Here is a 14,969-nt window from a genome sequence, read left to right on the forward strand (position 1 = left end):
TCGCGTAAGGATATTCTGAAAAGTGATTTACGCTTTGTGATATAAGGCTTTCGTCTTACCGGTCGTGCGCATGCGTAATAAATAAGATAATTCTGCCCAGAAGCCAGGCACACCTAATATCTTACGCTGTACATTTTTTGCATCACGACACAGTTCAATATTATTAGAGGTCGACACCCCGCCCATGGAAAATTCAGACACCACGCCCTTAATACGTTTAAAGGCATAGCCGGCTTTATACATGCTGGCGGCAAGCGCGTAATCGGATGAGACTTTATATTGTAAATCGTAGGGGTGCTGCTTAAGCCCGGCAACCGGGAAGAAAATCGCCTGATGGCTGGCTGGCAGGCTGTGATAAATATACCAGCCGTGCTTCGCGCTGCGGCGAATTTTGGTGCCGTCGCCGAAATCGAGCAGCGCATCGGCAATGTACATCGCGCGTTCAGATTCCGGCTTGCGGGCCAGCTCACGAACGACGTCACACACCTCGTCGTGGAAGACGTCGCCGGAGTTCAGGAAGATGGCGAAGCGGCCTTCGGCCATCGCAATGCCTTTGTTCATGGCATCATAGATGCCTTTGTCTTTCTCGCTGATATAGCGTAAGTGGTACTGCCCGTTCAGGTTTTCGAGAAATTCTGCGGTGCCGTCATCGGAGCCGCCGTCAACCACGATCCACTCGAAGGAGAGGTCTGCTGCTTTCGCCAGATGGGCCAGCGACTGCCAGGTTTTCACCACACCCTCGTAATTTTTCCAGGCGACAGTAATAACGCTTAATAACATTTCGGCATACCTCATCAGGAATCAGCAATTTTTAACGCTTTTCTCAGAATAAACGGACAGACAATTAAGAACGCATATTCCGGGCTAAATATTGAACCGGTAAAAAACAGCGAAACTGGCGTAAACAAGTAGAGCTGAACACGGAAGTTTTGGTTGTTACCAAACGCATTTCGCGTCATCTTAAAAATCTTGTACATGAACCAGCCAGCGAGTATCACGGCACACCATGAGAAATATATGATGAGCAGATACAGGCCATTGTCTATTGTTTTACCGACGTCCGCACCGTTAAAAATTCCGAATGATGCAACATATTCGTAAAGCGAACCGAAACGTACGACGCCATCGATATTGGTGAGCGAGTAACCAACCATCGCCAGCGGACCAATTATACGATAATACGATGACGAGCCTTCCGTTCCTAAATCACCGAGGCGATCCGCAATGTAGGGGAATGCGAACACCACGCCGACCACAAACACGCTTAGCGAGATTATCGCCAGCGGCAACTTCTTTTTGATGGCACTTTTGTTAAGGTACTGAAACGCCCATTCGAGCAAATAGAAAATGATGAACGTCATTACCCCTGAAAACGATCCGGATAACACGATTCCAGCCAGAATCATACCATCGGTTTTCGGCGTTTTGATACCAAACTGTTTGATGCTGAGCCAAATTGAGATTAACGCCAGAGCAAAAAACGCCGGTTCAAAATAGAACGCGGTGGTGCGTCGACCGCCAAATTTAATAAAATTCAGAACATAGCTGTTGCTGTAAATCAGATACTTCGAAATTGTTTCAATTAAACTGCTGCCGCCGGTAAGAATTATTTCCGCCATTTCCACCGCCGCCAGCCCCACCACCAGGGCAATCACCACGTAAAACAGCCGCAGGATCTTCTTATGGTTGCGGGTGGAGATGGTTTTGAAGCGGATTGCCCACACCATGCTGATGATGATCACCAGATAGATAAACAGCATGGTGGAGGTGACGTACTTACTGGCATCCAGCGAGCGGCCAAAGATGTAGTTGAACAGCGTCAGCCCGGCACCAATCCCGAGACCAATCATCAGCTTCTTGAGGTTAATCTTCTCCACAAACAGCAGCAGCAGCAGTGGGAGGAAGGTGACGATGGTAATCGGGAAGCTTTCGCCCAGCTGGGCAATCTTGATGTTGACCACCAGATAGATGATGGGCAACAGCAGATAGCTACAGACTCTGATAGAACGAGACATATTCCTCCAGCATCTGTTTCCCGCTGTACGCTTCACGGCTGCGCGCGCGAAACGCGGCAAGGTCCGTCCCAAAAAGGCGCTGGGCAATGGCGGCTTTGTTGAGCTGCACCAGCTCCAGCACCTGCGACGCATCCACGGTCACGCCGCCGGACTTGCGCAGCACCTCTTCCGCCGCTTCACTGTGGGTGGCAATCACCGGTACGCCGATGGAGAGCGCTTCGCACAGGATCAGCGGATAGTTGTCCACGCGGGAGCTGAAGACCAGGGCATCCATCTGGTTAAGTTCGCTCATCAGCTTTTTCTTGTCGGTCACAAACCCGTGGTTGGTCACGTTCGGGCCGTTAAACGGCGAGAACTTGCCGAAGGTGTGCAGTTCAATCTTATCGCCGAGCGCCACCATCTGGCTCACCAGCTTCTGGTTGGTTTTGCCGTCATAGCGCAGGTCATGGGCCACCACGGCGATTTTCGGCGTACCGACGCGCGCCGGCGGTTCCGGCAGCTGGGCGAGAATGGCTTCGGTTGCCACGTCGATACCGTTATTGATGATCCTGCACTGCCCTGCCCCGTAGAGGCTGTTGAAGGCGTCGGCCACGTGCTGGCTCGGCGAGATAAACGTACAGCCGAGGGCGAGCATCTCGTTAAAGCAGCGGCGCTTATCCGCCACCAGATGGCGTGCGCGATCCACCTTCACCGGCGGGTAGTTGTCGAGGGTCGGGCACTTCACGCAGCCGCTTTTCCAGCCGTCGCAGCCGTCGAGAAAGGCGCAGCGCCCGGTCACGCTCCAGTGATCGTGCAGCGTCCAGACAAAGGTCACGTCCGCTTTGTTGGCGCGTACCTTACGGCAAAAGGCCACCACCTCATCGAGATTCAGCCAGTAGCTGTGCAGCACGTGGAAGTGCAGCACCACCGGCTCGGGGGTGGCGACAATCTGGCGGTAGAGGCCGTTGAGATTGCCAAACAGGTCGCGGTTAAAAAAGCGAAACAGCGCGATGTTCGCCATCGACACCAGCCGCGGGGTGTGTTTTTCCACCTGGCGAAACTGGTCATGGCTGACGCTTTTTTTACCGCCCTTGCCGTATCCATAAATAAAGCGGGAGTGCATGCCCTGATTCAGGGCACGCTGGTGCAGGTCGAGGGCAACACCGGCCGCCCCGCCCTCCGCCAGGCGCACGTTAAATTGCAGGATATTCACGCTATCACCTTAATTTTTGCTTTTTCGCCTACCACCAGCGCGTTATCCGGCACGTCGGTCACCACCACGCTGCCCGCGCCGACGATGACGTTATTTCCAATGGTGATATCACCAATCAGTATCGCGTTCGCACCCAGCTCGACACCGTTGCCGATAACCGGGCAGGCCAGGCTGTCCGGCCCACGGTTGCCGATGGTGACGCCGTGGCGAATGGTAAAGTCATCCCCCGCCACCACGTTCTTATTGATCACCACGGCGTAGCCATGATGAATGGTAAAACGCCGACCGATGGTCGCTGCCGCCTGGATCTCATACCCGAACAGGCATTCGGTGATGAAGCGGTACATCAGCAGCACCGGCGCGGCCCAGAGATTGTTCACCACGTTCTTTTTGCGCCACACCGAGCAGAAGTGCGCGATGCGATAAGCCACCACCATGCAGCACGGGCGCAGGCTCCAGCTATTGGCGCGTAAATCTTCCATCAGCATCACTTACTCCGCAGTCCGTCGGTCAGGCGTTTGGTATTGCGCACGCTCAGCAGCGTCATCAGGGTGCGGAAGCTCATCTGCTTATTGCGGATCTGGTAGAGCGTAAACAGCTGATACTTCTTGCTGGCGCGATCGAACACGTGCTTGTGTTTGCGGTAGAAGTTGAAGTAGCCGGCAAACTTCTTCGCCGATTTGGTGATCTGCATTTCGCCGTGGTTGATGTGCAGGATCTGGGTCGCCTCTTCCACTTTGAACGGCTCGCCGTACTGCAACACCATGCGCAGGAAGATGTCGTAGTCCTGAGCCGCCATCAGATGAACATCGAACAGGCTCTCTTTGAAACGCCATGCGAAGGTAAACACCTGGTTGCCGACGATATTGCGTTTGAAAAACAGCTTCAGCGACCAGGGCGACTTCGGATAGAGCGGCAGGCTGGTCGGCTGGGAGTAGACCTGCCCTTCGCACATGTAGTCGTTGGCGTAGAGGAAGGCGTGGGTTTGCAGCTTGTTTCGGTGCTCGAGGAAGACCGACAGGCGATTCGGGGTCCACTCATCGTCATCGTCGATGCCGGTAATAAAGGTGCCGGTGGACTTGAGGATCGCCTGGTTACGCACCGAGCAGGCCCCGGAGTTATAGTCGTTGCGGATATAGGTCACGCGCGGATCGCCCAGCTCGTCAACAAACTGCTGAAGCTGATCGTACGACGCGGAGCAGTCGTCCACGATGATCATCTCCCAGTTGTCGTAGTCCTGGCGCAGCACGGATTTGATGGCGCGAATGGCCAGTTGCTGACGGTTCCATGTCGGCATATAGATTGAAATCAGCGGGCGCGATGTGCTGGTCATATTCCGTTCCCCGATGTGGTTAATTTTTACGTTGGGTGTGGCCACCCTCACCCTGGCAATAGTGCTGTCCTTGTTCCGCCCTCCTCCCGTCCCTCTCCCTGAGGGAGAGGGCGTTACGCACGGGTTAATGGGAGGGGGTCGGGCTTAAGGGACGCGGCGGATTATTTGTGATCCGACTTGTACTCGTACTCGTAGTAACCGTAATCCTGATAGCCGGTTGCACGACGGAAGATGGAGTTGAGGATGACGCCCTTCACGTGGATACCGTTCTGCTCGAAGCGGCTGAGGCTGGTTTCCACCTCTTTCAGGGTGTTAACCGCATAGCGCGCCACCATCAGCGTCGTACCGGCGTGGCGACCCACGACCGCGGCATCGGTGACCGCCAGGATTGGCGGAGTATCGATCAGCACCAGGTCGTAGTGCTTGCTCGCCCACTCCACCAGCTGAGTAAAGCGCTCGCTCATCAGCAGTTCGGACGGGTTAGGCGGCACCTGGCCACGCGGCACCAGATCGAAGTTTGGAATCGAGGTCGGTTTCGCCGCCTGGCTAATGTCGCCCATACCGGCCAGGATGTCAGACAGCCCGTTGGTATTGGTGGTGCCCAGCAGCTCATGGGTGTAGCCCTTACGCATATCACAGTCGATGAGCAGCACGCGCTTGTCGGTCTGGCTAATCACCGCCGCCAGGTTGGCGCAGACGAAGGTCTTACCGATTGAGGGGCTGACACCGGTCATCATCAGGACGTTGTTGCTGGCCTGCATCATGGCGAAGTGCAGGCTGGTACGCAGGCTGCGAATCGCTTCGATGGCGAGATCGGTTGGATTACCCACCGCCAGCAGCTGGCTCTGCTTGTAGCGCTTGACCCCTTTGTTGGTCTTGACGCTGTCACGCGCTTTCTGCCATTCGGAAAGTGGGATGCTGGCGTAGACGCTGATCCCTGCCTCTTCCAGTGCCTGCGGGCTTTCGATACCGCGGTTGAACAGCGAACGCAGCAGCACGCCAACGATAGAGAGCAGCAGACCGAGAATAATGGCGCCAAGGATAATCAGCGCGCGCTTCGGTTTCACCATGCCCGGCTGGGTAATCGCCGGGTCGACGATACGCACATCGCCCACGGTGCTCGCTTCGGTGATCTTCAGCTCCTGCTGTTTGTTCAGCAGCTGCATGTAGACCTGCTGGCCGGACTCCACGTCGCGGGTCAGACGCACGATCTCCTGTTGGGTCTTCGGCATCGCCGTTACGCGGTCGTTCAGGCGTGACTTCTCATCTTCCAGCGCCTGGCGTTTCTCCAGCAGCGTGCGGTACGCCGGGTGCGCTTTGGTGTAGAGCTTGGAGATTTCCGCCTCTTTAAAGGTCAGCTCGTTGAGCTGGGCGTCGATGTTGACCATCGAGTCCAGCACCGCTTTGGCTTCCAGCGGCAGGTCAACCGAGTCTTTATCCTGACGGAAGGCGTTAAGCTTGTTCTCCGCGATGTCGAGGTTGTTGCGCACTTCGGGCAGCTGCTTCGCCAGGAAGGCCAGGCTCTTCGCCGCCTCTTCCGATTTGCGCTGCACGTTCTGCTCAAGGTAATTGCGGGTGATGCTGTTGAGGATGTCGCGGATCTGATCGCGGTCTTCACCGGTGTAGGTCAGGCTCAGTACCCCGGAGTCTTTGCCGTTCTCGGTCACCATCAGGTTGTTTTGCAGCTGGTTGATCATCCCGAGGGTGGAGTATTTGGTGACGGTGAAGCTGCTGCCTTCCGACGCCTTGATCTCGCTGACCAGCAGGCTGACGCCGTTTTTGTTCAGCATCTGCCCCACTTCGCCGCGCGCGCTGAAGCCCGCGTCGCTGGTCAGTTCATACTGTTTCGGGCCGAGCACTTCAAGGGTGAACACATCGGTGCCCATGCCTTTCGGCAGATTGAAGGTGGTGACCGTTACCGTATCGTTGGCGCGCCCCATCAGGCGATCCCAGCCGGCCCCGAAAATCGGGAAGCTGTTCTTCTGGACCGCGATATCGAGGTTCAGATCGTCAACGGTTTTCCCCAGCACCAGACGGGAGGTAATCAGCTGCATTTCCGCCTGGGACGCCGGTGGCTTATTGCTCAGGGCGCTGTTGATATCCTGCACCAGCGAGTTGCCGGTGTTCTGCTCAATCTGCACCATGGCGTCGGCGCTGTAGATTGGCGTGGCGAACATCACATACACCAGGGCCGCCAGCGCGAACAGCGCCGTAATCCCCAGCACCCACCAGCGCGCCTCGATCACCGTCCCTAACAGACGGCCGATATCAATTTCATCGTTGCCCTCAGTCGAGGCGGCAGAATGTCTCACGTGTTCTGTCATTGTTATCCCTGCTGAGCTTTCAGTGCATGCGCCCACTTGCGGGCAGAATGGTCAAGGAGTGAGTAGACCGCTTCAAACGCCTCGCGGCTTTTACGATACGGGTCGGGGATTTCACGTTCGTTATCCCAGTGCCCGAACAGCATCACCTTGCCGCGCATCTCCGGCGCCATTTCGCATAGCGTATGGATATGCCGTTTCTCCATGGCGAGGATCAGGTCGTATTCCCGGCACATGCGCGCGGTGATCTGTCGCGCGACATGCCCCTCCAGTGAAAGGTCATGGGCCTGAGCGACATCAACCGCCGTCGCATCGGCTCCCTTGCCGACCAGCGCCCCCAGCCCCGCTGACGCGACGGTCAGCGCTGGCTGGTACTGTTTGAGCAGGCGCTCTGCGGTAGGGGAACGGCATATGTTCCCCACGCATACCACAAGTATTTTGTTAAACATGGGCATTACCAGTTGTGAACGTCGCTTGCCGTATCCGTCATATAACGAACACCGCTGATGGTTGGCAGCAGCTGGCTGACCAGACGGTTCCAGCGCGCGACCGGTGCGGTGGTGACATACACCACGTCATACGGTTGCAGCCTGAAGTTGGTGGCCATAATCAGCGAGGTAGCATCCGACATATCGAGCTGATAGATGCTGGCAATTTTGCCGTCGCGGCTCTGATCGCCTTTCAGCGGTCGGATAACAAAGATGCCGCTGGCGTTGGAGGTGGTCATATCCAGCCCTTCCGCCTGGCCGAGCGCTTCGGTGAGCGTCATGCCGCTGAAGTCCATCTTGAGGGTGCTCTGTTTTTTCACTTCGCCCATCACGAAGACTTTCAGGTCATCGTTACGCGGCACAAACAGGATATCCCCCGGATAGAGCAGGCGGTTCTGGCTCAGGTCGCCGTTTTGCATCAGGGCCTGAAGCGAGATGCGCTGCTCGACACCGTTGTGGGTGAGCACCACGTTACGCCAGTCGGCGTTTTCGGTCAGACCGCCCGCGGCGTTGATGGCATCCAGCACGGTTAACGGCACGTTGGTGATCGCCTGCTGGCCGGATTTGTTCACCTGGCCGGACACGTAGGCTTTCTGAGAGCGGAACGCGGCGATGTTCACATCAACCTGCGGGTCGTTAATGTACTGGGCGAGGCGGCCGGTGATTTCGGTGCGGATCTCGGCGAGGGTTTTGCCCACGACGTGGACTTTACCAATATAGGGATAGAACATGGTGCCGTCGGACTGCACCCAGTTACCGGTGTCGCTTGAGCTACGGTACTGACCGGCGGGGGTTGTCAGCTCCGGGTGGTCCCAGACGGTGACGCTGATAACGTCGCCCGGACCTACGCGGTACTGATAGCTGTTTATCTCCTGCTCAAGGCTGGCGTTCGGCTGAGCAGTATTAGGACGCGGTTTTAATTGTTCGACGAGTCGGGGGGTCAAAGGATAAACGTTCACCATCCGATCCAGATCAAAATTGGCATCCTGCTGCTTGATCACGTCCTTGCCCATAGTGGACATATTGCTGCCCGGAAAGACGGTACATCCACTCATCAAGGTTACAGACACCAATAATGGCATCAATTTTAGTTTGGATTTCATCATTGAATATTTATCACTTTGGCAGAGTAATTATCCTGAGGACTTAAATAAACGTACGACAATAACTTGCGCATCAAGCATGCAGTCATCAGAGCCCAAATATAACTGGAATCTGTCCTAAAATACGCTTATTTACCGCTATCATATTGACAGAATAATCGAGGCTTATTGGCAGGTATTCAGGCACGCTACCGCCCTTGGCTTTCAGTAACCAATCCACTGCATAAACAAAAGGTTAAATAATCTTTCACCAGCAGAATAGCTGAGTTAGAGAATAATCTTATTAACCGTAAAATTAACTAAAACGTCATTTTTGGTACATTTCCCGGCTAACTTACGCTCGACCACAGCGAGGCGCTCGTTAACGTTGAATGGATTGTTACAGCTAACGTATTAGCAGGCAAGGCGCCTTAATCCTTTAAACAGCATTTTAAGATTAATATGAAGCGCGCAAATCGTCGGTTTTAGGATTATCCTGAGGTTGACAATTTGGCAGGTAAAAACTAAGCGCGTTAATATATTTTTCAATGTCAGAACATTCTTTCCGCAAGCAAGGAGTATTCTTATTGGCAAGCGATTTAAAAAGCGAACGAAAAAGTTTCGCTGCGCAAATATATAATGTGGTTAACGCTGCTCATTATTCGTTCGTGCGCTAAAAGTGGGCTAAAATTGATTTTTATGAAGAAGTTATCCATCATCGCCCTGTCTTCTCTTTACAATCACGCAGGAAACTGACCCCTATGGAATGGATTGCCGATCCCTCAATCTGGGCCGGACTCGTCACGCTGGTGGTGATCGAGCTGGTGCTGGGCATTGATAATCTGGTGTTTATTGCCATCCTCGCGGAGAAACTCCCCCGCGAACTGCGCGACCGCGCACGGGTTACCGGCCTGATTCTGGCGATGCTGATGCGCCTTGTGCTGCTCGCGTCGATCTCCTGGCTGGTCACCCTGACCACTCCCCTGTTTACCGTGAAAGGACTGAGCTTCAGCGCCCGCGATTTGATTATGCTGCTGGGCGGGCTGTTTCTGCTGTTCAAGGCCACCGTCGAGCTTAACGAGCGGCTGGAGGGCAAGGATAGCCATAACCCTACCCAGCGCAGCGGGGCGAAGTTCTGGGCGGTCGTGGCGCAGATCGTGGTGCTGGACGCGGTGTTCTCGCTGGACTCCGTGATCACCGCGGTGGGGATGGTAGACCATCTGCCGGTGATGATGGCCGCGGTGGTGATTGCCATTTCGGTGATGCTGCTCGCCAGCAAAGCCCTGACCCGCTTTGTGAACAACCATCCCACCATCGTTATTCTCTGTCTGAGCTTCCTGCTGATGATCGGCTTCAGCCTGGTGGCGGACGGCTTTGGCTTCCACATTCCGAAAGGCTACCTCTACGCAGCCATTGGCTTCTCGGTGATGATTGAAGCCCTGAACCAGCTGGCGATTTTCAACCGCCGCCGCTTCCTGCTTTCGGCCAACCAGACCCTGCGCCAGCGCACCACCGAAGCGGTGATGCGCCTGCTCAGCGGTAAGAAAGAGGATGCCGAGCTGGATGTGGAAACCGCCTCGATGCTGGCCGACCATACCGATCAATCCATCTTCAATCCGCAGGAGCGGCTAATGATTGAGCGGGTGCTGAACCTGAATCAGCGCACCGTAAGCAGCATTATGACCTCGCGCCATGATATCGAGCATATCAATCTCAACGATGACGAGGCGCATATCCGCGCCCTGCTCGACAAAAACCAGCATACCCGGCTGGTGGTGACGGACGATGACGACGATCTGCTGGGCGTGGTGCATATTCTGGATCTGCTCCAGCAGTCGCTGCACGGCGAACCGCTGGATCTGCGCAGCCTGATTCGCCAGCCGCTGGTGTTCCCGGAAGGGCTGGCGCTGCTGGGCGCCCTTGAGCAGTTCCGCAATGCCCATACCCACTTCGCCTTTGTGGTGGACGAGTTTGGTTCGGTGGAGGGTGTGGTGACCCTGAGCGACGTGATGGAAACCATCGCCGGTAATCTGCCGAATGAGGTGGCCGAGCTTGATGCCCGCCACGATATCCAGAAAAACCCGGACGGCAGCTGGACGGCGAACGGCCACATGCCGCTGGAGGATCTGGTCCAGCACGTGCCGCTGCCGCTGGATGAGAAACGCGAGTATCACACCATCGCCGGTCTGCTGATGGAGTATCTCCAGCACGTTCCGACCCCCGGCGAAGAGGTGCAGGCGGGGGATTTCATGCTGAAAACCCTGGACGTGGAAAGCCACCGCGTGCAGAAGGTGCAGATTATCCCGCTGGCGCCCGCCGGGGAGCTGGATTATGAGGTGTGATGGGGGGCTTTCGTCTATGGGCGTGTGGTGGTGTTGCGTTCACCGTAGCGGCCGCACGTGCATGTCATCTCTGCTCTTCTCTTTACCTGCGGGGTGGTCTTCGTCTTCCATCACAGCAGGCTGCGGCTGGGTTTAGTCTATGCACGTTCGGTAATGTTCCGTTCACCAGGCCACCGCGCTTCCATGGAAATACCGCCGCACGTGAACGTGCAAAGGGGGCTCGCCGCCGCCCCCTTTGCCATCCCGGCTCCCGGCCAAAAAACCGGCCCTGCGGGCTTCCCTTACCTCCGGCGTCTCGCTCCGGTCGGTCGCGATACCCCATCCCGGGGCTCGCGCCCTCTGGCGGTTCCCGACCGCCAGCCCGGACTCAACGCCTGCGCCGCGGCGGTTTTGATGCCGGAAAGATCCCTCCCTCCAGCAATGAGGTTGGTTTGAAGGAAGATAGTGCCGGTCTTCTTTACTCAACGCCTGCGGCGCGGCGGTTTTGATGCCGGAAAGATTTCTCCCTCCGGCATTGAGGTTGGTTTGAAGGAAGACAGTGCCGGTCTTCTTAACCTGGCCGGATAGTGCGCATAAAGGGGAGTAGCACAGGCCAATCTACACATGCGTCGTAATTTGCCCCCTTCAATAAAAAAACGCCCCACAGGGGCGTTTTTCATGTCCGGGTCAGGCGTCAGAGCTTATCGATCAGCTCTTTCACGTCTTTGCCTTTTTCGCTGTTCTTGTGGCGTTCGGCCCAGTCGTTAAGACGGCGTTTTGCCTCATCCTGCAGCTGTTTGCGCAGCGCCTGATCGATATCCAGACTATAGCTGAGCTGCTGCCATGGGCCATACACCCGCAGCGGCACCGCGGTTTTCTGCAGGCGGGCAATCAGCGCGCTGTCCCCTTTCCAGCCGTCGGTCACGCGCACGTTAAAGCGGGTGTCGCACTGCTCCTTCACCAGATCCAGCTGGCCCGTACCGTCAAGCGCGAGCATCGCGGATTCACCCTTCATCTGGTCAAGCCGTAGCTGACCGCGATTAAGACGCGCCACCGCGGAGAAGCTCGCCAGCGACGTGGCGTTGTCGTAATTCTGCTGTGCGCTGACGTTACTGCTGCTGCGCTCCACCGCCTGCTGCACCAGCTGCTGGAAGTTGAGCCCTTCCATGCGGCTGTTGACCATGCTGACGTCGGCCTGACCCTGCCAGGTGTCGCGGAACGCGTCGGCGTCGATTCGCCCACCGGTAAAGTCACCGTGCATCGAGAAGCGGCCGGTTAAGGCAATCGGGTAGTTAAACGCCCGCAGGATATCGCCGATCTCAATGTTGTCGATGGCCGGACGAAACGCGGCTGCCGGCTCCGGCGTGCGCGCATCAAGCCGCCCCGGAAGGGACATACGCCCCTGCCCTAAGGTGCCGTCCAGACGGGCAATGTCCAGCAGCCCGGCATCGTTCTTCAGCGCGGCGCTGACGTTGGTGAAGTCCAGACCGCGCCAGCGCAGGGATTTCGCCGTCAGACGCGCCTCGGCGCTAAAGCCGCGCAGCAGCTGATAGTCATCGTGATGGATTTCAGAGGCGATAACCGGACGCCCCGGCGTCGGCCTGGCCTGTTGCCCCTGCTGCTGTGGCGTCGCACCGGAAACCTCCTGCGCCGCCACGAGGTTTTCCAGATTGAGGGTGTCGAAATTGAGATCGAGCATCCAGCGCGGCATATCGCCGAGCACTACGCTACCCGCACCGCTCACGGCGCTGTCGTTGGCACTCATCACAAGATCGCTGAACGAAAGCGTTTTCGATGGCTCCTGCCACTCGGCCTGGAAACGGCCCTGGCCGCTGATACCGCTCTGCGGCAGCCCTGCGCCCCGCGCCTGCCAGTTCAGCTGCGACACGTTCATGGTCATACGCTGCGGGTAGTCGTTGCGATCAAGGTTGGCAGTCAGCGCCAGCGTGACGTCGCGCTGATCGCGTGTAATGCGACCGCTCAGCTCGATAACGGCCTGGCGCTTATCGTTCTGCTCCATGTCGATATTGATATTGCGCACCGTCACCTGCTCGTCATCTTCGTGCTGGAAGACCAGCAGGCTGTCGGCGACTTTCAGACGGCTGATGTCATAGGACCAGCGGGCGCTGTTATCAGGATGGGGAACGCTGTCACGCGGCCCGACCGGCGCGTTCTCCGGACGGTGCGCTTCGCTCTGGGGCGTCAGTTGGATCACCGCGCCCTTGAGCATCACCTGCTTCACCTGCAGCTGGTGCGAGAGCAGCGGCCAGAGCGCCACGTCGAGACGCATGTTATCGGCGCTGACCAGCGCGTCCTTTGCGCCCGGGGCGGTCAGCGACATACGCCCTGAGAGGATGCTGAGCTGCGGCCAGACGTGCCAGCGTAGCGGCCCGTCAAGTTTGAGCTGATAGCCGCTCCGCGCCTCCACTTCCCGCACCATATAGCTGCGGAAATCATTCGGATTTACCAACATCACCAGCGCGGAAAGGCCGGCAACCAACACGACCAGTAAAATCATCAGCGTGGTTAAAAGTCGTCTCATGGCATCCTCTGCTCAGGGCTGTCGGTCAGTCTTTATCGATCCGGCTTGCGACTGCGCCTTGCTGATCGCGATACTTTGCGTCCTCACGGCGATTATAGGGGCGTGCCGCCGGGCCGGAGAGCGGTTCAAAGCTCAGGGCACCGATGAGCATGCCCGGACGCAGCGCTAGCGGCAGCTTACCGGAGTTGTAAAACTCCAGCACGATGCAGCCCTGCCAGCCCGGATCGATACGGTGCGCGGTTACGTGCACCATCAGCCCAAGTCGCGCCAGCGACGAACGCCCGTCGAGCCAGCCTACCAGGTCGGCGGGCAGCGTTACGGATTCGTAGGTCACCGCCAGCGCCAGCTCGCCCGGATGCAGGAAGAACGCTTCGCCGTCATCCAGCACGATCTCATCGCTCATTACGCGATCCAGCGCCGCGCTCACTTCCGCTTTCGGGCCGCTTAAATCAATGTACGCAGCGGTATGGCCGCTGAAGGTACGGAATTTATTGCCCAGTCGCACGTCAACGGTCGCGCCGTTAATGCGCTCAACGGGGGGACGCGGGGTAATTGCCAGGCGACCATCGTCAAGCCAGGCTTCAATATCTCGGTCACATAGACGCATCGCACTTTCTCCTTTCGTGCAGCAGGGCGCTTACGCAGGCGATGTGAGCCTGAAAACGTAAGCAAAGCCGGATAACCCGGCGTGACGCGCGGGTGCCCGCCCTGCCCGGGCGGGAACGCTTCACAACGGTACACAATCCGGCGATGTTATTCAAAAAACTGGCTAATCTTAGCCTTCAGAATATCGATAGCAATGCGGTTTTTACCCCCGCGCGGCACGATGATATCGGCATACTGCTTGGACGGGTCGATAAACTGCAGGAACATCGGGCGCACCGTTTTCTGATACTGGCTCATCACCGAGTCCATGGAGCGTCCGCGCTCGTTAACGTCACGCTTGATGCGGCGCATCAGGCAGATGTCGAGCGGCGTGTCCACGAAGATAGAGAAACTCATCTCCTGACGCAGCCGCGCATCGGTCAGCAGCAGAATGCCCTCAAGGATGATCACTTTCTTCGGCTTGATGTGGACGGTGTCTGCGGTGCGCGTGTGTTCTACATAACTATAGACCGGCAGTTCAATCGGGTTGCCCTGTTTAAGCATCTGTAAATGCTGGAACAGCAGATTGTGGTCCATCGCGTTAGGATGGTCATAGTTGGTTTTCACCCGATCTTCCATGGACAGATGACTCTGATCTTTGTAATAGCTGTCTTCTGGAATGACACCAATGTGTTCATCACCGACCTGTTCACGTAATTCCCGGTAGAGCGTGCTGGCGATAAGACTTTTACCTGAAGCCGATGCGCCGGCGATGCCGATGATGACGCATTGATGAGACTTGTCAGTCATAAATAAGCGACCTGGTTGTAGCAAGAAGTTAAGGAAGGGTGACGCGGGTGCGTCTGACGCGGCGATTATAGGGATTTCCTTTAAATGATACCAGCCGAACCGCCCGCGGATCGCGGAATTATCCTGGCGTTACGCACAAATGGCGCCGCGCCATGTACACGATTTTCTTCATTTTTTCTATAGCAGGGAAGATTCCAGGGGTGTTGCGCAAAATATAGTGAAGCGATGTTAAATTATGAGCAGGCGGCATAGGAATTGAAAATTGTTTGTACTAGCATAG

General features: G+C 56.6%; 12 protein-coding genes. 1 reads left to right on the forward strand and 11 read right to left on the reverse strand.

Going from position 1 to position 14,969, the window contains the following annotated elements; translation table 11 throughout:
* Window positions 1–27: 27 nt before the first annotated feature.
* From wcaE to DW58_RS09995, 8 genes are all read right to left on the reverse strand, one after another.
* Complete coding sequence (gene wcaE / locus DW58_RS09960; protein WP_024547802.1) at window positions 28–780, reverse strand: colanic acid biosynthesis glycosyltransferase WcaE; 753 nt, start codon at window positions 778–780, stop codon at window positions 28–30.
* Between the two features lie 14 nt (window positions 781–794).
* A complete protein-coding gene (wcaD, locus tag DW58_RS09965; RefSeq protein ID WP_024547801.1) occupies window positions 795–2,015 on the reverse strand; it encodes a colanic acid polymerase WcaD in 1,221 nt (406 codons plus the stop codon).
* Entirely contained in the window at window positions 1,990–3,207 is a 1,218-nt protein-coding gene (wcaC, locus tag DW58_RS09970) for a colanic acid biosynthesis glycosyltransferase WcaC (protein WP_024547800.1), read from the reverse strand. The genes wcaD and wcaC overlap by 26 nt, the downstream gene beginning before the upstream one ends.
* On the reverse strand, window positions 3,204–3,692 hold the full coding sequence (gene wcaB / locus DW58_RS09975) for a colanic acid biosynthesis acetyltransferase WcaB (protein ID WP_024547799.1): 489 nt from the start codon (window positions 3,690–3,692) through the stop codon (window positions 3,204–3,206). Before wcaB ends, wcaC begins: the two co-directional genes overlap by 4 nt.
* 2 nt (window positions 3,693–3,694) lie before the next feature.
* Complete coding sequence (gene wcaA / locus DW58_RS09980; protein WP_024547798.1) at window positions 3,695–4,540, reverse strand: colanic acid biosynthesis glycosyltransferase WcaA; 846 nt, start codon at window positions 4,538–4,540, stop codon at window positions 3,695–3,697.
* 161 nt (window positions 4,541–4,701) lie between these two features.
* Entirely contained in the window at window positions 4,702–6,864 is a 2,163-nt protein-coding gene (gene wzc, locus DW58_RS09985; RefSeq protein ID WP_024547797.1) for a tyrosine-protein kinase Wzc, read from the reverse strand.
* A gap of 2 nt (window positions 6,865–6,866) precedes the next feature.
* Entirely contained in the window at window positions 6,867–7,310 is a 444-nt protein-coding gene (gene wzb / locus DW58_RS09990; protein ID WP_024547796.1) for a low molecular weight protein-tyrosine-phosphatase Wzb, read from the reverse strand.
* 5 nt (window positions 7,311–7,315) lie between these two features.
* Entirely contained in the window at window positions 7,316–8,455 is a 1,140-nt protein-coding gene (locus tag DW58_RS09995) for a polysaccharide export protein (protein WP_024547795.1), read from the reverse strand.
* Between the two features lie 737 nt (window positions 8,456–9,192).
* On the opposite strand from DW58_RS09995, the gene DW58_RS10000 reads away from it, so the two are divergent.
* Window positions 9,193–10,773, forward strand: coding sequence for a TerC family protein (locus DW58_RS10000; protein WP_024547794.1), 1,581 nt, complete (start codon window positions 9,193–9,195; stop codon window positions 10,771–10,773).
* A 673-nt stretch (window positions 10,774–11,446) separates the two neighbouring features.
* On the opposite strand, the gene asmA is transcribed toward DW58_RS10000, so the two are convergent.
* From asmA to udk, 3 genes are all read right to left on the reverse strand, one after another.
* Window positions 11,447–13,294: an outer membrane assembly protein AsmA gene (asmA, locus tag DW58_RS10005; RefSeq protein WP_024547793.1), complete on the reverse strand. Its 1,848-nt coding sequence runs from the start codon at window positions 13,292–13,294 to the stop codon at window positions 11,447–11,449.
* A gap of 25 nt (window positions 13,295–13,319) precedes the next feature.
* A complete protein-coding gene (gene dcd, locus DW58_RS10010; RefSeq protein WP_024547792.1) occupies window positions 13,320–13,901 on the reverse strand; it encodes a dCTP deaminase in 582 nt (193 codons plus the stop codon).
* 146 nt (window positions 13,902–14,047) lie between these two features.
* A complete protein-coding gene (gene udk / locus DW58_RS10015) occupies window positions 14,048–14,689 on the reverse strand; it encodes a uridine kinase (RefSeq protein ID WP_024547791.1) in 642 nt (213 codons plus the stop codon).
* Window positions 14,690–14,969: the final 280 nt, after the last annotated feature.

Origin of the sequence: Siccibacter turicensis LMG 23730 (assembly GCF_000463155.2) — a bacterium.
GTDB lineage: Bacteria > Pseudomonadota > Gammaproteobacteria > Enterobacterales > Enterobacteriaceae > Siccibacter > Siccibacter turicensis.